At 69.9% G+C, this 20,900-nt stretch carries 22 protein-coding genes; 7 read left to right on the forward strand and 15 right to left on the reverse strand.

Features of this window, described 5'->3' with window-relative positions; translation table 11 throughout:
* Position 1: 1 nt before the first annotated feature.
* The 3 genes from ABD256_RS32630 to ABD256_RS32640 are packed head-to-tail and all read right to left on the reverse strand — an operon-like array spanning position 2 to position 4,009.
* A complete protein-coding gene (locus tag ABD256_RS32630) occupies positions 2-823 on the reverse strand; it encodes a YceI family protein (protein WP_344427896.1) in 822 nt (273 codons plus the stop codon).
* On the reverse strand, positions 820-3,486 hold the full coding sequence (locus ABD256_RS32635) for an MFS transporter (RefSeq protein WP_344427899.1): 2,667 nt from the start codon (positions 3,484-3,486) through the stop codon (positions 820-822). Before ABD256_RS32635 ends, ABD256_RS32630 begins: the two co-directional genes overlap by 4 nt.
* Before the next feature lie 4 nt (positions 3,487-3,490).
* Entirely contained in the window at positions 3,491-4,009 is a 519-nt protein-coding gene (locus ABD256_RS32640) for a MarR family winged helix-turn-helix transcriptional regulator (protein WP_344427902.1), read from the reverse strand.
* Positions 4,010-4,243: 234 nt separating this feature from the next.
* On the opposite strand from ABD256_RS32640, the gene ABD256_RS32645 reads away from it, so the two are divergent.
* Positions 4,244-4,669, forward strand: coding sequence for a PPOX class F420-dependent oxidoreductase (locus ABD256_RS32645; protein ID WP_344427905.1), 426 nt, complete (start codon positions 4,244-4,246; stop codon positions 4,667-4,669).
* Between the two features lie 24 nt (positions 4,670-4,693).
* On the opposite strand, the gene ABD256_RS32650 is transcribed toward ABD256_RS32645, so the two are convergent.
* Positions 4,694-5,221 carry a TetR/AcrR family transcriptional regulator gene (locus tag ABD256_RS32650; protein WP_344427908.1) on the reverse strand — a complete coding sequence of 176 codons (528 nt, stop codon included), beginning with the start codon at positions 5,219-5,221 and terminating at the stop codon, positions 4,694-4,696.
* 85 nt (positions 5,222-5,306) lie between these two features.
* Here ABD256_RS32650 and ABD256_RS32655 point away from each other — a divergent pair, with 85 nt between their 5' ends.
* Both ABD256_RS32655 and ABD256_RS32660 read left to right on the forward strand, forming a co-directional pair.
* A complete protein-coding gene (locus ABD256_RS32655) occupies positions 5,307-6,788 on the forward strand; it encodes an MFS transporter (RefSeq protein ID WP_344427911.1) in 1,482 nt (493 codons plus the stop codon).
* Entirely contained in the window at positions 6,785-8,173 is a 1,389-nt protein-coding gene (locus ABD256_RS32660; RefSeq protein ID WP_344427913.1) for an FAD-binding oxidoreductase, read from the forward strand. Before ABD256_RS32655 ends, ABD256_RS32660 begins: the two co-directional genes overlap by 4 nt.
* A gap of 127 nt (positions 8,174-8,300) precedes the next feature.
* On the opposite strand, the gene ABD256_RS32665 is transcribed toward ABD256_RS32660, so the two are convergent.
* The 5 genes from ABD256_RS32665 to ABD256_RS32685 all read right to left on the reverse strand — a co-directional run bounded on the left by ABD256_RS32665 (position 8,301) and on the right by ABD256_RS32685 (position 11,781).
* A complete protein-coding gene (locus ABD256_RS32665; RefSeq protein ID WP_344427916.1) occupies positions 8,301-8,579 on the reverse strand; it encodes a hypothetical protein in 279 nt (92 codons plus the stop codon).
* Positions 8,580-8,644: 65 nt separating this feature from the next.
* Positions 8,645-9,361 carry a DedA family protein gene (locus ABD256_RS32670; protein WP_344427918.1) on the reverse strand — a complete coding sequence of 239 codons (717 nt, stop codon included), beginning with the start codon at positions 9,359-9,361 and terminating at the stop codon, positions 8,645-8,647.
* Between the two features lie 43 nt (positions 9,362-9,404).
* On the reverse strand, positions 9,405-9,926 hold the full coding sequence (locus ABD256_RS32675; RefSeq protein WP_344427920.1) for a hypothetical protein: 522 nt from the start codon (positions 9,924-9,926) through the stop codon (positions 9,405-9,407).
* Positions 9,927-9,945: 19 nt separating this feature from the next.
* A complete protein-coding gene (nagA, locus tag ABD256_RS32680) occupies positions 9,946-11,100 on the reverse strand; it encodes an N-acetylglucosamine-6-phosphate deacetylase (RefSeq protein ID WP_344427923.1) in 1,155 nt (384 codons plus the stop codon).
* Between the two features lie 102 nt (positions 11,101-11,202).
* Positions 11,203-11,781: a SigE family RNA polymerase sigma factor gene (locus ABD256_RS32685; protein WP_344427926.1), complete on the reverse strand. Its 579-nt coding sequence runs from the start codon at positions 11,779-11,781 to the stop codon at positions 11,203-11,205.
* Between the two features lie 218 nt (positions 11,782-11,999).
* Between ABD256_RS32685 and ABD256_RS32690 the strand changes: the two genes are divergently transcribed.
* Positions 12,000-12,275, forward strand: coding sequence for a YciI family protein (locus tag ABD256_RS32690; protein ID WP_344427929.1), 276 nt, complete (start codon positions 12,000-12,002; stop codon positions 12,273-12,275).
* Between the two features lie 81 nt (positions 12,276-12,356).
* Here the strand turns inward: ABD256_RS32690 and ABD256_RS32695 are convergent, their stop codons facing one another.
* From ABD256_RS32695 to ABD256_RS32720, 6 genes are all read right to left on the reverse strand, one after another.
* Positions 12,357-13,298: a PDR/VanB family oxidoreductase gene (locus ABD256_RS32695; protein WP_344428008.1), complete on the reverse strand. Its 942-nt coding sequence runs from the start codon at positions 13,296-13,298 to the stop codon at positions 12,357-12,359.
* 86 nt (positions 13,299-13,384) lie between these two features.
* Complete coding sequence (locus ABD256_RS32700; protein ID WP_344427931.1) at positions 13,385-14,260, reverse strand: metal-dependent hydrolase; 876 nt, start codon at positions 14,258-14,260, stop codon at positions 13,385-13,387.
* Positions 14,257-15,726 carry a flavin-containing monooxygenase gene (locus ABD256_RS32705; RefSeq protein ID WP_344427934.1) on the reverse strand — a complete coding sequence of 490 codons (1,470 nt, stop codon included), beginning with the start codon at positions 15,724-15,726 and terminating at the stop codon, positions 14,257-14,259. Before ABD256_RS32705 ends, ABD256_RS32700 begins: the two co-directional genes overlap by 4 nt.
* A 66-nt stretch (positions 15,727-15,792) precedes the next feature.
* On the reverse strand, positions 15,793-16,266 hold the full coding sequence (locus tag ABD256_RS32710; protein ID WP_344427937.1) for a pyridoxamine 5'-phosphate oxidase family protein: 474 nt from the start codon (positions 16,264-16,266) through the stop codon (positions 15,793-15,795).
* A gap of 55 nt (positions 16,267-16,321) precedes the next feature.
* A complete protein-coding gene (locus ABD256_RS32715) occupies positions 16,322-17,218 on the reverse strand; it encodes an SDR family oxidoreductase (protein WP_344427939.1) in 897 nt (298 codons plus the stop codon).
* A gap of 175 nt (positions 17,219-17,393) precedes the next feature.
* Positions 17,394-17,942: a DinB family protein gene (locus ABD256_RS32720; protein ID WP_344427941.1), complete on the reverse strand. Its 549-nt coding sequence runs from the start codon at positions 17,940-17,942 to the stop codon at positions 17,394-17,396.
* An 88-nt stretch (positions 17,943-18,030) separates the two neighbouring features.
* Between ABD256_RS32720 and ABD256_RS32725 the strand changes: the two genes are divergently transcribed.
* From ABD256_RS32725 to fbaA, 3 genes are all read left to right on the forward strand, one after another.
* Positions 18,031-18,852: an LLM class F420-dependent oxidoreductase gene (locus ABD256_RS32725; RefSeq protein ID WP_344427943.1), complete on the forward strand. Its 822-nt coding sequence runs from the start codon at positions 18,031-18,033 to the stop codon at positions 18,850-18,852.
* Positions 18,853-18,921: 69 nt separating this feature from the next.
* Positions 18,922-19,791: an arylamine N-acetyltransferase family protein gene (locus tag ABD256_RS32730; RefSeq protein WP_344427946.1), complete on the forward strand. Its 870-nt coding sequence runs from the start codon at positions 18,922-18,924 to the stop codon at positions 19,789-19,791.
* A 75-nt stretch (positions 19,792-19,866) separates the two neighbouring features.
* A complete protein-coding gene (gene fbaA / locus ABD256_RS32735) occupies positions 19,867-20,895 on the forward strand; it encodes a class II fructose-bisphosphate aldolase (protein WP_344427949.1) in 1,029 nt (342 codons plus the stop codon).
* Positions 20,896-20,900 lie beyond the last annotated feature (5 nt).

A 20,900-nucleotide genomic window follows, 5' to 3' on the forward strand; every position in this document is an offset into this window, starting at 1 on the left:
ATCAGAACTCCGGCAGGGACTCACCCTGGAGCGCCTGGATGTCCAGTTCGATCTTCACGTTGGTGCCGATCGCGGCGACCCCAGCCCGCACCATCGCGTTGTAGTTGATCGCGAAGTCGTTCCGGTGCAGCTGGGTCTCCGCGTGGAACGCGGCGCGCACCCCGCCCCACGGGTCGGGGCCGTACCCGCCGTAGGTCAGGTCGAGATCGACCTCGCGGATCTGCCCGTGCAGCGCCAGCTCGCCCGACAGCGTCCACGAGTCGGCGCCGCGCTGGCGCATCCCGGTGCTGGTGAACGAGATCAGCGGGTACGCCTCCACGTCGAGGAACTCCGGCGAGCGCAGGTGGTCGTCCCGCATCTTGATGCCGGTGTCGATGCCCGCCGTCTTGATCTCGGCGTGCACGCTCGACTGCTCGGCGGGCCTGCCGATGGTGATCCGCCCGGACACCTCGCTGAACCGCGCCTTGATGCTCGCGATCCCGAGGTGCCGCGCGGTCGCGACCACCGACGAGTGCATCGGGTCGATCACCCACGGCCCGGCCGGCGGGAGCTCGACGGCCCCCGCCACCGGCGCCAGGATGATCTCCCCGAGCGAGGCCGAACCGTCCGAGGCGACCTGCGCGGTCCGCGCGACCGGGGTGAACCCGGCCGCGGTGAGCACCGCGGTGTAGACCCCGGGCGCGAGCGGCTCGGTCATTGCCGTGCCCCTCGCGTCCGCGGCCACCCTGGCCACCTGGCGGCCGGACAGGTCCGTCACGGTGAGCACCGCGTGCTCGACGGCCCAGCCCTCGGTGGTGCGGAGATCCGCGCGGAGCCCCGTCACCGGTGGTCCGCCGCGAACTCGTCGATCGTCTGGTCGTAGCCGAGCCGGACGTCGTGCGTGGACTCGCCGCCGCCGGCGAGGTTCACCTGGCTCGTCGCGGGCGGGTAGCCGCTCGCGACGACCGTGTACTCGCCCGCGGGCAGGTCGCTGACCAGGTAGCGGCCCTCGCCGTCGGTCCGCGCCACGGCGGCGACGTTGCCCTCGGCGTCGAGCACCGTGATCCGCGCGTCCGGCACGATCCGGTCGCCGTCGGTCCGCGCCGTCCCGGCCAGCAGCACCGCGCCGGTCAGCTCGACGTCGTGGCGGAGCTGCCCGCTGTCCGGCACCGCGAGCGTCACCGCGACCGGGCGGAAGTTCTCCGCGCTGGCCACCAGCGTGTAGTTGCCCGCGCCGACGCCGTGGAAGGTGTAGACGCCATCGGCCTGCGTGATGAACGCGCCGGTGACCTCGCCACGCTCGTCGGTCAGCGTCACGGTCGCGGCGCCGAGCGGGGTCGCCTGGCCCGCGACCCGCACCAGCCCGGTGACTTCGCCGGACCCGGTCAGCGTCAGGTCCAGCTTCGCGGGCGCGCCCGCGTTCACCACGACGCTCGACGCCTGCGGCTGGTGCCCGGGGGCGGACACGATCAGCACGTAGGTGCCGGGGCCGGGCGTGCCGACCGAGTAGCTGCCGCCACCGCCGCCGGTCGCCCTGCCGACCTGGCGGCCGCGCTGGTCGATCAGGGTCAGCGCCGCGCCGGCGACGGACGAGCCGTCCTGCCGCCGGACGTGCCCCGCGATCGTCTGTGCGCCGTTCGAGGCCACCGAGCCGTTCACGCTCACTCCTGCCGCCGAATTGGTGATGGGTGCCGCCGCCGGGTAGGCGCCGTGGCCGTTCTCGCTGATGCGGGAGTGCTTGCCCGCACCGACCAGTTCCGGCTCGCGGTCCCGCCCGTCGAGTGCCGCGTCGGCATCCGCCCACGCGTCGAACTCGGTGGTGGTCTCGGCGCCGGTGGCCGCCGCGGTCACCGCCGGTTCGTCCTCTTCGAGCAGCGCCTCGCCGCCTTCCAGCGTCGCGGCGGCGGCCGAGGGGCCACCCGCGAGCGGGATCTCCTTCATGAACAGCAGCACGATGAACGCCAGCACCGCGACGCCGCCCGCGACGTAGAACACCGTCGAGATCGAGTCGGTGAACCCGATCAGCACCGGGGTCTTGATGGCCTCGGGCAGGCTCGCGATCCCGCTGGTGTTGGACTGCAGGTCGCCGACCGCGCCGCCCATCCCCGGCGGGGTGTTGCCACCGAAGGCCTTCGTGATGTTGCCGGGCAGCACGTTGAACAGGATCGTCAGGAACACCGCGACACCCGCGGTACCACCGATCTGCCGGAAGAACGTGGCCGACGCGGTCGACACGCCCATGTCCCGGCGCGGGCCCGCGTTCTGCACCGCGATGATCAGCGTCTGCATGCAGTTGCCGAGGCCGAAGCCGATGATGAACGCGGCCAGCAACGGGTGCCACAGGCCGCTGTCGTACTCGACCTGCGCGAAGAAGAACGCGCCGATCGCGATCAGCAGCGTGCCGATCACCGGGAAGATCTTGTACCGCCCGGTGCGGCTGGTGAGCTGGCCGGACAGCACCGACGCGCCCATGATGCCGAGCATCAGCGGCAGCATCAGCAGGCCCGATTCCGTCGGCGTGTAGCCCTGCACCACCTGCATGTACTGCGGGATCATCATGATCGCGCCGAACATCGCGACACCGACGATGAAGCCACCGATGATGGCGACGGTGAACGTCGAGTTCTTGAACAGCCGCATCGGGATGAGCGCGGCGTCCTTCATCAGCTTTTCGATCACGATGAACAGCACGATGCCGACCGCGCCGATCACGTAGCAGACGATCGCCGAAGTCGAGCCCCAGCCCCACTTCTGGCCCTGCTCGGCGACGACCAGGAACGGCACCACGCCGACGGCGAGCGCGAGCCCGCCCCACCAGTCGATCTTGTGGTCGTGCCGTTCGTGCGGCACGTTCAGCACCTTCGCCACCACGAACAGCGCGACGATGCCGATCGGCACGTTGATCAGGAACACCCAGCGCCAGCCGGCGATGTCGTAGCCGAAGAAGCTGCCCAGCTTGTCGAACCCGGCGAAGAAGCCGCCGAGCACCGGCCCGAGCACGGTGGAAATACCGAACACGGCGAGGAAGAAGCCCTGGTAGCGGGCGCGCTCACGCGGCGGCACGATGTCGCCGAGGATCGTCATCGCCAGCGACATCAGGCCACCGGCGCCGAGGCCCTGCACCGCGCGGAACGCGGCGAGCTCGTACATCGAGGTGGCGAACGTCGACGCGATCGAACCGGCGAGGAAGATCGTGATCGCGGCCAGGTAGAACGGCTTGCGCCCGTAGATGTCCGACAGCTTGCCGTAGATCGGCGTGACGATCGTCGAGGTGATCAGGTAGGCGGTGGTGATCCACGCCTGCAGGTCGAACCCGTTGAGATCGTTGGCGATCTTGACGATCGAGGTGCCCACGATCGTCTGGTCGAGCGCGGCGAGGAACATCCCCGACATCAGGCCGATCAGGATCGTCACGATCTGCCGGTGCGACAGCCGTGGTCCTTCCCCCTCGGCCGACAACTCGGCGGCAGGTGGCCGCTGAGCGGGTTTTTCGGTGGTGCGGGTCATGCGGTTAAGCCCCCTTGGCTTGCACCGGCGAGTGGTCGTCGGCGATCTGTGGAGAGTGCTCCTCGATACCGGTGTTCAGGCGGTCGAGAAGCGTGTTCAAGGTGTGGCGGTCTTCTTCTGGCCACTCGGCCAGCACGCCGGCCAGCCACAGGTTGCGCTGCTTGCGGTTCTCTTCGAACACGCGCTCGCCCTCCGCGGTGGCGGCGAGCAGGCAGGCACGGCCGTCCTCGGGATCGGCCTGGCGCTCGACCAGTCCGTGCTGCACGAGGGAGCTGCTCTGCCGGGAGATCGTGGAGATCTCGGAATGCAGGCCCTCGGCGAGCTTGCTCGTCCGCTGCGGGCCGTCGTGGATCAGGCTGAACAGGATCGCGTAGGCCGCGCGCTCGATGCCGTCCGGACCCTGCTTGGCGACCTGCGATTTCGCCTTGTGGAGTAGGCGCACGAACCGGACGAGCTGGTAGCCGAGCTCGTCGGCCAGGTCCAGTTCGGCCTGCGGGGTCGCCCCGTTACGGGTGGAAGCCATCGCTTTGGGTCTTTCCTGTGGTTTGTCATATTTGGCGGCTGCAACTAGTTGCCTTCAGCAAGGATGCGCCCCGATGCGATGGTTGCACAAGTCAAATAACTCCTCTGTGTCACAAACCACGTTAGTTGATACACGCAACCTTATTTTTCGGGCCGGTACGTCCGGTTTGCCGGGCGAAGGGGTGAGTGCGCCCGGCGACGGAATGTGACCGCCGTCTCCGTGGTTGCACCCGGCATGGCGAACGACGAAGCCCTGTCCGCGCTGCTCGGCAGCCGGAACCTCGGCGTGCTGGCCACCTTGAAGCGTGACGGCAGGCCGCAGCTTTCCAATGTCACCCACTTCTACGACGCGGAGAACCGCCGGATCCTGGTATCGCTGACCGACGGCAGGGCGAAGACGAAGAACCTGCGCCGCGATCCGCGCGCGAGCTACCACGTGACCAGCGAGGACGGCTGGTCGTACGTGGTCGCGGAGGGCGACGCCGAGCTGTCCGCCGTCGCGGCCGATCCGCACGACGCCGCCGTCGAGGAGCTGATCGACCTCTACCGCAAGGTGCAGGGCGAGCACCCGGACTGGGACGACTACCGGCGCGCCATGGTCGAGGACCGGCGCCTGGTCCTCCGGCTCCCGGTCACCCGCGTCTACGGGATGGCCCGCTGACGACGTTTAGCCCGCTAAACGCACTCAGGCGCCGAGGCGGGCGAGTACTTCTTCGACGTGTCGCAGCAGGGGCGATTCGGTCGGGTCGCCGAGTGCCGCGCGCAGGTAGAGGCCGTCGCCGACGAGGGAGACGACTTCGGCGGTCATCGGGTCCTCGATGTGCTCGCCGAGCAGGTCGCGCCAGTCCTGGCCGCACTTGCGGGCGGCGTCGGCGACCTTGGGCTCGTGGATCAGGAGCCGGATGATCGCCATGTTCGTCCGGTACAGCGCGTGGTTCATCGTGACGTCGGTGACCGCGGTGCGCAGGTAGTACCGGACCACGCCCTCGTCGGCGTTCTTCGCGCGTTCGAGGTCCTCGTCGTTCAGCGCGATGAGCCGCTTCGTCAGGCCGTCGACCAGCGCGTCCTTCGAGCCGAAGTGGTAGAGCAGGCCGCCCTTCGACACCCCGGCCTTCGCGGCGACGGCCTCCAGCGTGACCGTGCCGGGGCCGGTGTCGATGAGGATTTCTTCGTACGCGTCGAGGACGCGATCGCGTGCGGGCGTTTTCGGCATGACTTGACTGTACCGTCCGGACGGTTTACTTTCGAGAGCGAGTTGGTACTGTACCGTCTGGACGGTTGAGCAAGGAGAGGGAATCATGGCTGGGCGCGGGGGCAAGTGGTGGGCACTGGCGGTGCTCGTGCTGCCGATGTTGCTGATCAGCGTGGACATGACCGTGCTGGGGTTCGCGCTGCCGTACCTCGCCGAGGACCTGGCGCCGACCGGGGTCGAGCAGCTCTGGATCGTGGACATCTACTCGTTCATGCTCGCCGGGCTGCTGGTGCTGATGGGCACCCTCGGCGACCGCATCGGCAGGCGGAAGCTGCTGCTCATCGGCGCCGCCGCGTTCGGCGCGGCGTCGGTGCTGGCCGCGTTCTCGGGCACACCCGCACTGCTGATCGCGGCGAGGGCGCTGCTCGGCGTCGGCGGCGCGACGCTCATGCCGTCGACGCTTTCGCTGATCAGGACCGTGTTCACCGACGCGAAGGAGCGCAAGCTCGCGATCGCGGTGTGGAGCGCCGGCTTCTCCGGCGGCATGGCGCTCGGGCCGGTGCTCGGCGGCTGGCTGCTCGAGCACTTCTGGTGGGGCTCGGTGTTCCTGATCAACGTGCCGGTGATGGTGCTGCTGCTCGCCGTCGGCCCGTTCCTGCTGCCCGAGGCGCGCGACCCGAACCCCGGCCGGTTCGACGTGGCGTCCGCGGCGATGTCGTTCGCGACGGTGCTGCCGATCGTCTACGGCGTCAAGATGGCCGCCGAGCACGGCTTCGGCGTGGTGGAGGCGGTCAGCGTGGCCGCGGGCCTGGTGTTCGGCGTGCTGTTCGTCCGGCGCCAGCGCACGCTGAAGGACCCGATGCTCGACCTCGAGCTGTTCAAGAACCGCGCGTTCTCGGTGTCGGTCGCGACGAACACGCTCGCCGTGTTCGCCGTGGTGGGCCTGCTCTTCCTGGTGCCGCAGTACTTGCAGCTCGTGCTCGGGCTCTCGCCGGTGCGCGCGGCGCTGTGGATGCTGCCCGCCACGGTGGCCGGGATCGCGGGCGCGCTGCTCGCGGCCAAGCTCTCCGCGCGGTTCCGCACCTCGTCGCTGGTCGGGCTCGGGCTCGCGATGTCCGCGGCCGGATACCTGGTGATGTCGTTCATCGGCGTCGAATCGGGGCTCGCCGCGCTCGTCATCGGGTTCGTGCTGGTCGGCGGCGGGGCGGCACTCGCGGAGACGCTGACGAACGACCTCGTGGTGTCCGCGGTGCCGCCGGAACGCGCGGGTGCCGCGTCGGCGATCTCGGAAACCGGGTACGAGCTGGGTGGCGCGCTGGGCACCGCGGTGCTCGGCACGCTGGCCACCGCCGTCTACCGGGCCGGGATCCCGGCGGACGCGCCCGCGGCCGCCCGCGAAACCATCGGCGGCGCCGACGCGGCCGCCAGGGCCCTGCCGGACGGTCACGGCCTGCTCACGGCGGCGCGCGAGTCGTTCGTCGACGGCATGCACGTGACCTCGTTCGCGGGCACGGTGCTGCTCGTTTTGACTGCGGTGCAAGCCTTTTTGCTGCTGCGTGCGCACAGGCCGGTTACCGTTGAGGGATGAGTAACGACGCTCTGGTCGCGAAGCTTCGCGACGGGCTCGGCAAGGACGCCGTGCTCACCGACCCCGATGTCACCGCCAGTTACGCGCGGGACATGATGCCGCTCGCGCCCGGCGGCAGCCCACTCGCGGTGGTGCTGCCGTCGGACGCCGAGGGGGTGCAGGCCGTGGTCAGAGCATGCGCCGAGGCGAAGGTGCCGATCGTGCCGCGCGGCGCGGGCAGCGGGCTTTCCGGTGCCGCGAACGCGATCGACGGCTGCGTGGTGCTCGTGCTGACCAAGCTCGACCAGGTCGTCGAGATCGACGCGGGGAACCGGCTCGCCGTGGTGCAGCCCGGCGTGGTCAACCTGGACTTCCGGAACGCCGTCGAGAAGCACGGGCTCTTCTATCCGCCCGATCCCTCCAGCTACGACTGGTGCACCATCGGCGGCAATCTGTCCACCAACGCGGGTGGGCTGTGCTGCGTGAAGTACGGCGTCACCACGGATTCCGTGCTGGGGCTGGAAGTCGTGCTCGCGGACGGCTCGCTGCTGAAGACCGGGCGCCGCACCGTGAAGGGTGTCGCGGGCTACGACCTGGCGAAGCTGTTCGTCGGCTCCGAAGGCACCCTCGGCGTGATCACGCAGGCGACGGTGGCGCTCAAACCGCTGCCGCAGGCGCCCGCCACGCTCGTCGCGGGCTTCACCACCACCGAGGCCGCCGGCGAGGCCGTGGCGCGCGTGGTGAGCGAGGGGCTGGTGCCGTCGCTGCTGGAGATCATGGACGCCGCCTCGATCAAGGCGTCCGAGGCATACCTGAAGACCGACATCGGCGCGGGCTCCGACTGCAAGGCGCTGCTGCTCGCGCAGTCGGACTCCGGTGCCGAGGTCGCGCGCCGCGAACTGGCCGCGCTGGAGCAGATCTGCACCGACTGCGGTTCGGACATGACGTACGTGACCGAGGACCTCGCCGAGGGGAACATGCTCCTGCAGGCGCGCCGGGTCGTGCTGACCGCGCTGGAGCACTACGGCATCTGGCTGACCGACGACGTGTGCGTCCCGCGCACCAGGATCGCCGAGCTGATCGCGGGCTGCGAGCGCATCTCCGAGGAGGTCGGCCTGCGCATCGCCGTCGTCGGCCACGCGGGCGACGGCAACATGCACCCCACGATCGTCTACCAGCCCGATTCCCCCGAGGAGTTCGAACGCGCGAAAACGGCGTTCGACGCGATCCTGGAGGTCGGGCTGTCACTCGGCGGCACGGTCACCGGGGAGCACGGCGTCGGCAAGATCAAGCGCGAGTGGCTCGCGAAGGAGATCGGGCCGGTCGGCCTGCGGGTGCACCGCCAGATCAAGCGGGCGCTCGACCCGGAGAACTTGTTCAACCCCGGGTCGATGTTCTCGCTCTAGGGAGGGCAGGGTCGCTGCTGCCTAAGGTGATCCCGGCGGCCGCGGCGACCACGACGAGCGCTTTCCTGGTCTTCGTCATTCGGAGGACGTTACGAGCGTGCTCCGGGAGCCTCCCCGGACGTCTTCCCTAAGGGCGGTAGCAGGTCACGTACACGGTGGCGTACCAGCTGTTCGCGCTCACCTTCTGCGAGTGGTGCGAGCTCTCCGGGCACTGCCCGAAGGTGTATCCGGCGGCGTAGCCCTGCTGCTGCGCGTAGTAGAGCGCTTGCGAGACGGCGAACGCCTCGGTGCTGGCGTAGGCGGAGGCGTTGTACTGGTTCATCGACGCGGACGCGATTCCCGCGCTGCCCGCGGTGATCCCGGCGGCCACGGCCAGCACGGCGACTGCTTTCCCGGTTTTCGTCATGGCACCGATGCTAGGAACGCCGGCCGGGGACCCGTCCCGGATCCGCCGCCGAACGGATGACCCGGTCAGTCGCGGATGCGGGGGATGCGCTGCGTGACCTCGGCCTGGCTCTCGGTGTTCTCGGTGTTCTCGGCGGTCAGCTTCTTTTCCTTGCGCGCCTTGAAGTACTCGATCACGATCGGCACCACCGAGATCAGCACGATCACGATGAAGATCGCCTCGACGTGCTGGCGGATGAACGAGATCTGGCCGAGCAGCGCGCCGAGCACGGTGATCCCGGCCGCCCACAGGATGCCGCCGATCACGGTGTAGGTGAAGTAGCGCTTCGGGTCCATCCGGCCGATGCCCGCGATCCAGGTGATGAACGTCCGCACGAACGGCACGAACCGCGCCAGCACCACGGCCTTCGGGCCGTGCTTCTCCAGGAACGCGTGCGTCTTGTCGACGTACTCCTGCTTGAAGAACCGCGAGTTCGGGTTCTTGAACAGGACCGGGCCGAGACTGCGCCCCGCGTAGTAGCCGACCACGTTGCCGAGCAGCGCCGAGGCGGTCACCAGCACGCACACCAGCCACAGCGGCGCGTGGATGCTGCCGGAGGCGATGAACAGGCCCGCGGTGAACAGCAGGGAGTCACCGGGCAGCACCGGGAAGATGCTGCTCTCGATGAAGATGACGAGGCAGAGCCCGACGATGACGTACGCCCCGAACTCGTTGAGCAGGTACTCCGGGTTCAGGAAGTCGGTAATCGAGGCCAGCGTGGTCGTGGTCTGCGCGAGGATCACGACAAAAACGGTACAGGCCTCACGCTGAGTGCGGCCGGGGCGGTCAGACCAGGGTCAGCAGCCCGATGATCGACCCGGCCGCGAGCCCGAGCAGCACGGCGACCAGCAAGATCCAGTGCGCGGCCAGCGGACGGCGGACGGCCGCGCGCTGCTGGGCCGGGGCCGCCTCCTGCCGGACGGGGCCGGTCGTCTCGGCGTCCAGCGCGGCGCGCTCGCGTTCGAGCGAGGAGGCGTCGGCACCGGACAGCAGGCCGTAGCTCGGCGGTGGCGGCATCCGGTCGGCCGGTCCGGTCATCGACCCCTGGCCGGGGGAAGCGGCCAGCCACGGCATGGACCCCGGGTCGGCGGCCAGTGCCGGCATCGATGCCGAGCCGGAGAACAACCCCGGCGGCGGTGGCCCGGGATCGGCGGCAAGCGAGGGCTCGCTCGGCGACGGGGCGGGCCCCTTCGACGGGGCGGACGGGGCGGACGGGGCGAGCGGGGCGGGCTCCGACGGCGCGCTCCTCGCCTGCGCCTTCAGCGCTTCGGCGAGAAGCTTCTCGGCTGGGTCCTCGGCCTCACTCACGAGACCAGGGTAACCAGCCTCAGCCCTTCGGGTCCGGCACCCATTCGCCACGGCGCAGCACGCGCGCCGGGTGCAGCTTCTCGTCGAGCACCACCAGGTCGGCGTCGAGGCCCGCGCGCAGCGACCCGGTGCGGTCCGCGACGCCCAGCAGCTCCGCCGGCCGCGTCGCCGTCGACCGGACCGCTTCGAGGATGTCGAGCTTGCTGCATTCGACGAGATTGCGGAACGCGCTGTCCATGGTGAGCGTGCTGCCCGCGAGCGAACCGGTGTCCGCGAGCGTGGCGACGCCGTCGGTGACGTCCACGTCGAGCCTGCCGAGCGTGTAGGAGCCGTCGGCGGCGTCGGTCGCCGACATCGCGTCGGTGATGAGCACCGTCCGCCCGCGCCCGGCGTGGTCGGTGACCAGGCGCAGGACCGTCGGGTGGATGTGCACGAAATCGCAGATCAGCTCGATGGTGATCCGCTCGTCGTCGAGCAGGGTGCCGACCGGGCCCGCCTCGCGGTGGTGCAGCGGGCGCATCCCGTTGAACAGGTGCGTGGCGACCGTGGCCCCCGCGTCGATGGCGGGCCGGATCTGCTCCTCGACGGCGTCGGTGTGCCCGATCGCGGCGAGCACGCCGGCCTCGGTGAGCTGGCGGATCGCGCGGACGCCGCCGTGCAGCTCCGGCGCGAGGGTGACCATCCTGATCGCGCCCTTGCCCGCGGTGAGCAGCTTGTCGACGGTTCGCGCGTCCGGTTCGAGCAGGGCGGCGGGGTCGTGCGCGCCGCAGCGGGCCTCGGAGATGAACGGGCCTTCGAGGTGGATCCCGGCCAGCTCACCGTCGGTGACGAACTCGTTCAGCACCGCGACCTGCTCGCGCAGCGCGGACACCGGGTCGGACACCAGGCTCGCGAGCATCGTCGTGGTGCCGTGCCGCCGGTGCGCCTTGATGGCGTTCCGCAGCTCCTTCTCGTCCCCGCTGGAGAACGAGCCACCGCCCCCGCCGTGGCAGTGCGTGTCGACGAATCCCGGCACGACCAGCGCGCCGCCGACGTCGACCCGCGCCGTCTCCGGCGGGGTGCCCGTGCCGATCCCGGCTATCCGTCGACCGGAAACCCTGACCCAGCCGTCCTCGAGCAGCCCGTCCGGGCAAGCGAGGCGCCCACCCGCGATAACGAAGTCTCCAGCAGCCATCACGCCTCCAGCATATTGGTCTAAACCAAGCTGGTGGGGTGGAACCCTGTGGTTCGTTACGCGGCAGTGCCCTTGCGGTGCTCCGAAGCTGTCCGGTATGCCCTACTTGGGGGACGCCATCGCCTTTTGCAACGCTTCCAGGGCCCTGCTCGCGGTGGATTTCACCGTGCCCTTCGAGATGCCGGCGGCGTCCGAGATCTCCGCCTCGGACAGCCCGCCGTAGTACCGGAGCACAAGCACCTCGCGTTGACGGGGCGGCAGCTTGCCCAGCGCGCTCACCACGGCCTGGTGTTCAGTGGACAGCATGGCAAGGCTTTCCGCCGAGCGCGCGTTGACCGCGTGCGGCGGCACGTACTCGCGCGCGGTCTTCCGGCGGCGCAGCACGCTGCGTGACCCGTTGACCACGGCCGTGCGCAGGTAACCGACGGCGGCCGCGGCGTCGCGCAGGCTGCCCCAGTTCCGGTAGAGCCCGGTGAACGCCTCCTGCACCACGTCCTCGGCCGTCGCGGGCTCGTCGACCAGCAGGATCGCGAGCCGGACCAGCCGCATCCGGTGCTGGCGGTACAGGTCTTCGAGGGTCAGCGGCGCGGCGGCTGGGGCTGGCGCCGGCGCGGGCCCGTCGATCGTGCGTAGATGCCCGAGAGTGCGTTCGACGCTCTTCTCGGCACTACCCTCCGCCATGGATCCCCGCTCGTGCTCGACTCGGACTGGCCGCGTTTGCTTCACACCTGACATACGCAGGGACAGCCTATCGGGTTGACCGCCTCCCGCCACAATCCGCGTTGCGGGATCGCCTGCGGCGACGCTGGGCGGGAAGCGCCGAAGGTACCGTCACCGGTGTTGGGTTCGCGTTCGGCCGGTTCGTGGTCCGGCTCGTCAGCAGTGTCTTCGGAGGGGTCATGGCCTGGTTCCTGGTGGAAATTCGCTACGTGCAAGAGAAACTCGACGCGGTGCGGCCGAAGCATCGCGAGTTCCTCGGCAGGCTCGCCGCCGAAGGCGTGGTCGCCGTCGCGGGCCCGCTCGGGGACAACAGCGGCGGGATCACGCTGTACCAGGCCGAGGACGAGGCGGCGCTGAACGCGATCATCGACACCGACCCGTACTTCCTCGAGGGCGTGATCGCGGAGCGCTCGGTCCGCGAGTTCAAGCCCGTCATCGGCGCCTGGGTGCCCTGACCGGGCGCGTGCCCTGCCCACGGTGTCCCGGTGGGACGGGGTGGCGGAAGCCGTCGTTTCCTCCGGAGGTCGGCTTGGGCGTCAGAGATCCAGCGCGACGTCGCCGCGGTCCACGCAGATCCGCACCGCGCCGCCGGTCACCGCGGGCACCTCGCACGTGCCGCAGAAGCCCTGGCGGCACGAGTACGCGATGCCGGGCACGGTCTCGCGCAGCACGTCGAGCGTGGACCGGTCCGGGGGCACGTCGACGGTGACCCCGCTGCGCCGCAGTTCGACGCGGTAGGGCCGGCCGCCGACGATCGGCGGGGTGGAGAAGCGCTCGAAGAAGACCGGGTGCCCTTCCAGCGCCGCGTCGAGCCGGATCCCGGTCAGCATCGGGACGGGCCCGCAGGCGTACACGGGTGCGCCCGGCGGGGCGCCGTCGAGCAGTTCGGCGCCGGAGGCGGGGATGCCGTACTCGGTGTCGGGCCGGATCCACACGCGGCCGGGGCCGGCCAGTTCGCCGAGGAACGGCATGGAGGCCAGGTCGCGGCCGGTGTAGACCAGCCGCCAGTCGGCGCCCGCCGCCGCGGCGGCGCGCACCATCGGCAGGATCGGCGTGATCCCGATCCCGCCCGCGATGAACTGGTAGCGCCCGCTCGCCACGAACGGGAAGGCGTTGCGCGGCCCGCGCACGGTGATCTTCGTGCCCTCGCGCAGCGCGTGCGCCTCGGCCGAGGCCTCGCCGATCCGGCGCACCGCGATCCGGTAGTGCGTGCGGTCACCCGGATCGCCGCACAGCGAGTACTGCCGCACCAGGCCGGACGGCAGCCCGAGGTCGAGGTGCGCGCCGGGACGCCAGCGCGGCAGCAGGCCGCCCGCGGCCGGCACGAGCCGCAGGCTGACCACGCCCTCGGCCTCCGCCGTCACGGCCGCCACCACCATCGGCAGGTTCCGGTCGACCGCCCGCACCGGCGGCCGCCGCTTCCCGCCGGCCACCGCGAGCCGCCGGTACACCGCGACCGCACCGGCCACAGTGGACATCAGCCGGTCGCGGCGCGCGCTGCCGTCGAGCCGCGTCGGGAACCCTGGGACGGTGGCTCCTCCGCTGGGAAGAGCACGTCGTCGGCTCACTTGGGCGCGTCGGCCGCCTGCGCGGCGGGTGAGCCTGCCAGGTACGCCACGGCCTGGTCGGTGTTGCCGGTTTCGGTCGGGTGGTAGTTCCGCCGGAAGTACGGCGCGATCTCCCGGCGGAGCTGCCTGCCGGTGGGCAGCAGACCGCGTTTGGCGGCCGAACGGTAGGCGCGGAAGCTCGCCCTGCCCGGCCTGGTCGGGTCGTTGCGCATCAGGAACCGCGTGCCGCGCAGGAAGATCCACGCCAGCACCGGCGTCACCAGCACCATGCTGCGCACCCGGCGCGGGTAGCGGCCGTCGAGGTGCATGAACAGGTCGAAGGCCACCGAGCGGTGTTCGACCTCCTCGGCGCCGTGCCAGCGCAGCAGGTCGAGCATGGTGGGGTTCGCCTCGGCGAAGTCGAGCGCTTCGGCGTCGAGGATCCACTGCCCGAGGAACGCGGTGTAGTGCTCGATGGCCGCGATCGCCGCGAGCCGCTCGACGAGCCATTCCTCGCTCGCCTTCGGCGGCAGGTCGCGGTCGCCGAGGATCTTGCGGAACATCCACTCCATCTGCGCGATGTAGGGCCGCACGGGCAGCCCGGCCGCTTCGAGGTGCGCCGCCGCGCCGTCGTGCGCCTCGGCGTGCATCGCCTCCTGGCCGATGAACCCGAGCACGTCCTCCTTGAGCCGCTCGTCGCGGATCAGCGGCACCGCCTGCTTGAACACCTCGACGAACCAGCGCTCGCCCTCGGGCAGGGCCAGGTGCAGCACGTTCATCGTGTGCGTCGCCTGCGGCTCACCGGGGATCCAGTCCATCGGCAGCTTCGACCAGTCGAACTGCACGTTCCGCGCGTGCAGCACGATCTGCTCGTGCTCTTCGGCCGCGGTCATTTCGCGCGCCCGCTCAGTTCGTAGTCGCTCGGATCGACCTTGCGCGTTTCCGCCCAGTAGCGCCAAGCGAAGCCCGGCCAGATGGTCCGGTTGACGCCCTTCGCGTCGAGGTACCAGCTCTTGCAGCCGCCCTGCGTCCAGACGCCCTTGACCAGCTTGTCCTGGATCTCGCGCTGGAACTCGTCCTGCACGCCCGGCCGGACGTCCAGCGCGGCCGCGCCGCGCGAGTCGGCGAGCTTGATCGCGTCCACCACGTACTTCGACTGGGACTCGATCATGAACACCACCGAGTTGTGGCCGAGCGCGGTGTTCGGGCCGAGCAGGAAGAACAGGTTCGGGTACCCGGACACCGTGACGCCCTTGTGCGTCCGTATCCCGCCCTCGGACCACTCCTTCGCCAGGCTGCGCCCGTTGACGCCGGTGATGTCGAGGTACTCCAGCGCGTCGGTGACGTGGAAGCCGGTGCCGTAGATGATCGCGTCGGCCTCGTGCTCGACACCCGCGCCGTCGACGACGCTGTGCTCCTTGACCTCGCGCACGCCGCTGGTGTTGACGTCGACGTTCTCGCGGGCCAGCGCCGGGTAGTAGTCGTTGGAGATCAGCACCCGCTTGCAGCCCATGGTGTAGTCGGGCGTCACCTTGCGGCGCAGCTCGCGGTCCTTGATCGCCTTGCCGATGTTGCGCTTCGCGAGCAGGCTCGCGAGCTTCATCAGGCGGTGGTGGCCGTTGAACCCGATCGCGCGCGCTTCGAGCAGCCAGAACAGCAGGTTCCGGTAGACCCGCTGCAGGCCGGGGACGTACTTGAAGGCCGTGCGCGCCCAGCCCGGCATCGCGTGGTCCGGTTTCGGCATGATCCACGGCGGCGTGCGCTGGAACAGCGTCAGGCCGGTGACCTCGGGCGCGATCTTCGGCACGAACTGGACCGCGCTGGCCCCGGTCCCCACCACGGCGACCTTCTTGCCGCGCAGGTCGAAGTCGTGGTTCCACCGCGCCGAATGCCACGTTTCGCCCGCGAAACGTTCGATGCCGGGCAGCGCCGGGATCTGCGGGATGTGCAGGCCGCCGACGCCGGCGACCAGGAACTGGGCGACGAACTCCTCGCCGGTCTTCGTGTCGACCCGCCACTGCCGCTTCTCGTCGTCCCAGTGCGCGCCGGTGATCTCGACGCCGAACCGGATCCGCTCGCGCAGCCGGTACTTGTCGGCGACGCCGCGGAGGTAGGCGAAGATCTCCGGCTGCGGCGAGAACGACCGCGACCAGTCCGGGTTCTGCTCGTAGGAGAACGAGTACATGTGCGACTGGATGTCGCAGGCGCAGCCGGGGTAGGAGTTGTCGCGCCAGGTGCCGCCGACCTCGTGCGCCTTCTCCAGGATCACGTAGTCGCGGATACCGGCCTTCTCGAGCTGGATCGCCTGGCCGAGCCCGGCGAACCCGGTACCCACGATCACGACCTTGACCTCGGTCATCTGCTGGCCTCCGCTGCGGTGGGGAAGGTTTCGCAGATACACGTTACCTGAGGTAACAGTTACTTACTAGTACGTTCCGCCGAGTTTGGTGTGATCCCAGGTCACGAGCTTGGTCGGGGTGAAGATCAGGCCGACCCGCTTGGGTGCCTGTCCCTCGATGAACGCCCTCAGTTCGCTGGGCACCGGGTCGCCCGGCTTCGCGCCCGCGTAGCGCTGCGTCAGCGTGATGCCGATCTCGGTGACCTTCGCGGTGTCCGTGACGAGCTCGACGTCGGTTTCCATCGAGATCCCGCGCAGCGACTCGTAGGTCTCGCCGTCCTCGACGAGCACCGTCGCTTCGGGCAGCCGTCGCAGGTTGGCCACCTTCTGCGAGGTGCCGTAGGTCCAGGTCGCGACGCCTTCGCCGTGCGGGAAGTACCAGAGCGGCGCCAGGTGGGGGCGGCCCTTGGGGCCGATCGTGGCGACGTTGATGACCTTCTGCCCGGCGAAGAACGCCTCGACCTCTTCCGGCGACATCCGGATCTGATCACGACGGGACATGCGCACACTCCTGTTGTCGGGTGGACAACAGCATGCCCCCGGCGTGCTCCCGAGATCAACGTTTGGTGGCGGCCCGTCCGCCGTGCCCGGTCACCGAGGACTCGTACGCGCCGCGCGCCTCGATGTCCGCCAGCGCGGCCTTGTCCGCGGCGGGGACCCTGCTGCGCGAACCGATTTCGATGATCGGCGGCAGGAACGCGCGGATCAGCTTGAGCCCGCCGACCCACTTCGGCGCGTGGATCGTGCGCGCCCGCTTGAGGATTCCGTCCTCGATGCAGTCCAGCGCGACGCTCAGCGGGTAGGTCTTGCCGATCAGGCCCGGCATCGTCGCGCGCAGCTTCCCGAACACCGGGTGCGCGTCCGCGCTCTCCACCAGGTCCGTCTTGATCCAGGTCGGGTGGGCGACGCCGACCTTCACGCCGAGGTGCGCGACCTCCGGGCGAAGGCTGTTCACGAACGCCTCGACACCCGCCTTCGCCGCCGAGTAGTTCGCCATCGCGGGCGCGTGCGTGATCGCGGCGAGCGAGGAGATCGCGAGCAGGTAGCCGCGACGCTCGATCACGTAGGGCAGCGCGACGCGGAAGGTGCGCCACACGCCGAGGAGGTCGACCTCGATCACCTTCTCGAACGCGCGCGGGTCGACCGAGCGGACGAAGCCCGAGGTCGCGATCCCGGCGTTGGCCACCACGATGTCGATCCCGCCGAAGTGGTCCCGGACGCCCGCCATCGCGCGCTCCAGCGCGTCCCAGTCGGTGACGTCGGCTTCCCACGCCTTGGCGGAGTCGCCGATCCGGTCGGCGACCTTCTGCTGCTCCTCGGGTTCGAGCCCGACCAGTGCGACCTTCGCGCCGCGGGCGGCCAGCCGCTCCGCGAGCCCGGCGCCGATCCCTCGCGCCGCGCCGGTGATGAGCACGACCTTGCCGTTGACGTCGCCGACCCTGCCCTGAGCCACGGTGCCCTCCAATGGACGCTGACGCTGGTGGAGCGCACCGTACCTCAACCTACTCCCAGTAGGCTACTGGTGAGTATGAATTCGTGGCGATGCCCTTCGGGGAACGCGCCTCGCCCTGCCGCATGCCGCCGTATGCAGCGAGGGCCGAGGGGCGGCCTCCGGAGCCCGCTCGCCGTTATTGTCCGACGCGGCCGTCTATCCGCTCGCGCAGCAGGTCCGCGTGACCGTTGTGCCGCGCGTACTCCTCGATCAGGTGCACCAGCACCTCGCGCAGGGAAACCTCGCCGGAGTGCGGGGCGTGCCCGCGGACGTCGAGATCGGGCGCGTCGGCGACGAACCGGTCGGTGAACGCCGTCTCCTCCCGCCAGAGCCGCCACGCCTCCTCGACGACGCCGGGATCGGCAACCGCGCCGTCGAAATCGCCGTCCGGGTTTTCCGCGGTGCAAAAGAGCTTGGGCACGTCGAGCGCCGCCATCCGGGTCCGGAACCACATGCGCTCCATCTCGGCCAGGTGCCGCACCAGCCCGAGCAGCGACAGCGCCGACGGCTCCACCGCCCGCCGGGCGAGTGCGACGGCGTCGAGGCCGCCGCATTTGACTTCGAGTGTCAGCCGCTGGAAGCGCAGGTATTCGGTCAGCGTCGCACGCTCGTCGCCGAGCCGGATGCCGTCCTCCCTGGGGTCCTGGTCGAGATCGAGGAACATGTCCGCGCGCCGGTTCGCCATGACCGCAGATGATGAACTCCCGGCGAAGAAGGCGCCACGGATTTTCACCCGGGGATGAATCCGTCTCGCCGCGTGGTTGCATCGGGGTATGACTGTGAGCCTCGGCAAGATCGGAATCTGGCAGCACGAGTCCCTCCTCACCGGGGAGGTGGCCGCCGAGCTGGAGGAGCTCGGGTACGGCGCGATCTGGATCGGCGGTTCGCCCGACGGGGAACTCGGCGTCGTCGAGCGCCTGCTGGACGCGACGAAGGCGATCCCGGTGGCCACCGGGATCGTGAACATGTGGAAGGACGACGCCGCCACGGTGGCCGCCTCCTACCACCGGATCGCCGCCAGGCACCCCGGCCGGTTCCTGCTCGGCGTCGGCATCGGGCACCCGGAGCACACGCGGGTGTACCAGAAGCCCTACGACAAGATCGTGTCCTATTTGGACGAACTGGACGCGGCGGGCGTACCGGCCGACGAGCGCGTGCTCGCCGCGCTCGGGCCGAAGGTGCTCAAGCTGTCCGCCGAACGCGCCCGCGGCGCCCACCCTTACCTGACCGTGCCCGCGCACACCAGGGAAGCGCGCGAAATCCTCGGGCCGGACAAGCTGCTCGCGCCCGAGCAGAAGGTGGTGCTCGACACCGACCCGGACCGCGCCCGCAGCGTCGGCCGTCCCGCGATCGAGCTGTACCTGGGCCTGGACAACTACGTCCGCAACCTCAAGCGCCTCGGCTACACCGACGAGGACGTCGCGAAACCCGGCAGTGACCGCCTGGTCGACGCGCTCGCCCTGCACGGCGACGCCGAGACCATCGCACGCGGCCTGAACGCCCACCTCGAAGCGGGCGCCGACCACATCACCGTCCAGGCCAGCGGCGGCGACCCGCTCCGGACCTACCGAGAGCTGGCGAAGGTCCTGTTCTGACCACCCGGTGTTTGACCTCCAGCGAGGTCGAGGTCCTACCGTCGGGGCCATGACGACGAGGGGGCACGGATGAGCGAGATCTGGCACGGCGAGCAACTCGACCTCGACGCCTACCTGGCGAAGGTCGGCTTCACCGGTGCGGTGGAGCCGACCGCGGAGGCCCTCGCGGCCCTGCACGCCGCGCACGTCGGCGGTATCGGGTTCGAGAACGTCGACATGCTGCTGAAGCGGCCGTACCGGCTCGGCGTCGAAGACCTGCAGGACAAGCTGGTGCGGCGGTCGCGCGGCGCCACCTGTTCCGAGCACACCACGCTGTTCGGGGCCGTGCTCGACCGGATCGGCTTCGGCGTCACCGGTCTTTCGGGCCGGATCCTGATGGGCAGCGGCAAGATCCGGCCCGCGACCCACGGCCTCCTGCGCGTGGAAACCGCGGAAACGGCGGACACCGGCCGGGTTTGGGCCTGCGACGTCGGTTTCGGCGGCGGACCGCTGGCACCGATCGAACTCGCCGACGGCGCCGAAGCGTCCTCCGGCGTGTGGAGCTACCGGCTGGCGAAGGGCCGCACGGAACTCGGCGGCGAGCGCTGGACCCTCAGCTCGGTGCGCGACGGCGCGTGGATCGACATCCACGCGTTCACCCTCGACCCGCGCTACCCCGCGGATTACCAGCTGACCAGTCATTTCATCGCGACGCATCCGAAATCACCGTTCGCTGGCAGGCTTTTCGCGCAGCGGATGCTGCCGGAATCCCTGCTGATCCTGGACGACACGCGGCTGACCGTGAACACACCCGACGGCGTGCGCGAAGAACGCGCGATCGAACCCCGCGAGATCCCGTCGACGCTCGCGGACGCCGTCGGCGTCACGCTCGACGCCGACGAGGCAGCCGGTCTCGTCGCCTTCCTCGAAGCGAAGCGGGCCCGGGAACCGGTCGCGTAGCGGGCACGGTGTCCGCCCCCGTGCCGACCTCGTACGATTCGGCCTGGACGCACCCTTGTTTCGAGGAGGACAACGATGCCCATCGCCACCCCCGAGGTCTACGCGGAGATGCTCGACCGGGCCAAGGCGAACGAGTTCGCCTACCCGGCCATCAACGTGACCTCGTCGGAAACCCTGAACGCCGCGATCCGCGGGTTCGCCGAGGCGGAGAGCGACGGCATCATCCAGTTCTCCACCGGCGGCTCCGAGTTCGCCTCCGGCCAGAAGGTCAAGGACATGGTCGTCGGCGCCAGCGCGCTGGCCGAGTTCGCGCACGTCGTCGCCGCGAAGTACGACGTCAACGTCGCGCTGCACACCGACCACTGCCCGAAGGACAAGCTCGACGGCTTCGTCCGCCCGCTCATCGAGATCTCGGCCGAGCGCGTGAAGAACGGCCAGAACCCGCTCTTCCAGTCCCACATGTGGGACGGCTCGGCGATCGACCTCGAGGAGAACCTGGAGATCGCGCAGGAGCTGCTCGCCAAGACGGCCGCCGCGAAGATCATCCTCGAGGTCGAGATCGGCGTCGTCGGCGGCGAAGAGGACGGTGTCGCGAACGACATCAACGACAAGCTGTACACCGCCGAAGGCGACTTCCTGAAGACCATCGACGCCCTCGGCGCAGGCGAGAAGGGCCGCTACCTGCTCGCCGCGACCTTCGGCAACGTGCACGGCGTGTACAAGCCGGGCAACGTGAAGCTGCGCCCGGACGTGCTCAAGGGCGGCCAGGCCGCGGCCGCCAAGAAGCTGGGCCTCGCCGACGACGCGAAGCCGTTCGAGCTGGTGTTCCACGGCGGCTCGGGCTCCGCGCCGGAGGAGATCCTGGCGGCGCTGTCCTACGGCGTGGTGAAGATGAACGTCGACACCGACACCCAGTACGCGTTCACCCGCCCGATCGCGGAGCACTTCTTCAAGAACTACGACGGCGTCCTCAAGATCGACGGCGAGGTCGGCAACAAGAAGGTCTACGACCCGCGCAGCTACCTCAAGGCGGCCGAGACCGGGATGGCCGCCCGCGTCGTCGAGGCCGCGCAGAACCTGAAGTCGGCGGGCCAGAAGCTCTGACCCCC

Origin of the sequence: Amycolatopsis minnesotensis, from assembly GCF_039529815.1 — a bacterium.
GTDB lineage: Bacteria > Actinomycetota > Actinomycetes > Mycobacteriales > Pseudonocardiaceae > Amycolatopsis > Amycolatopsis minnesotensis.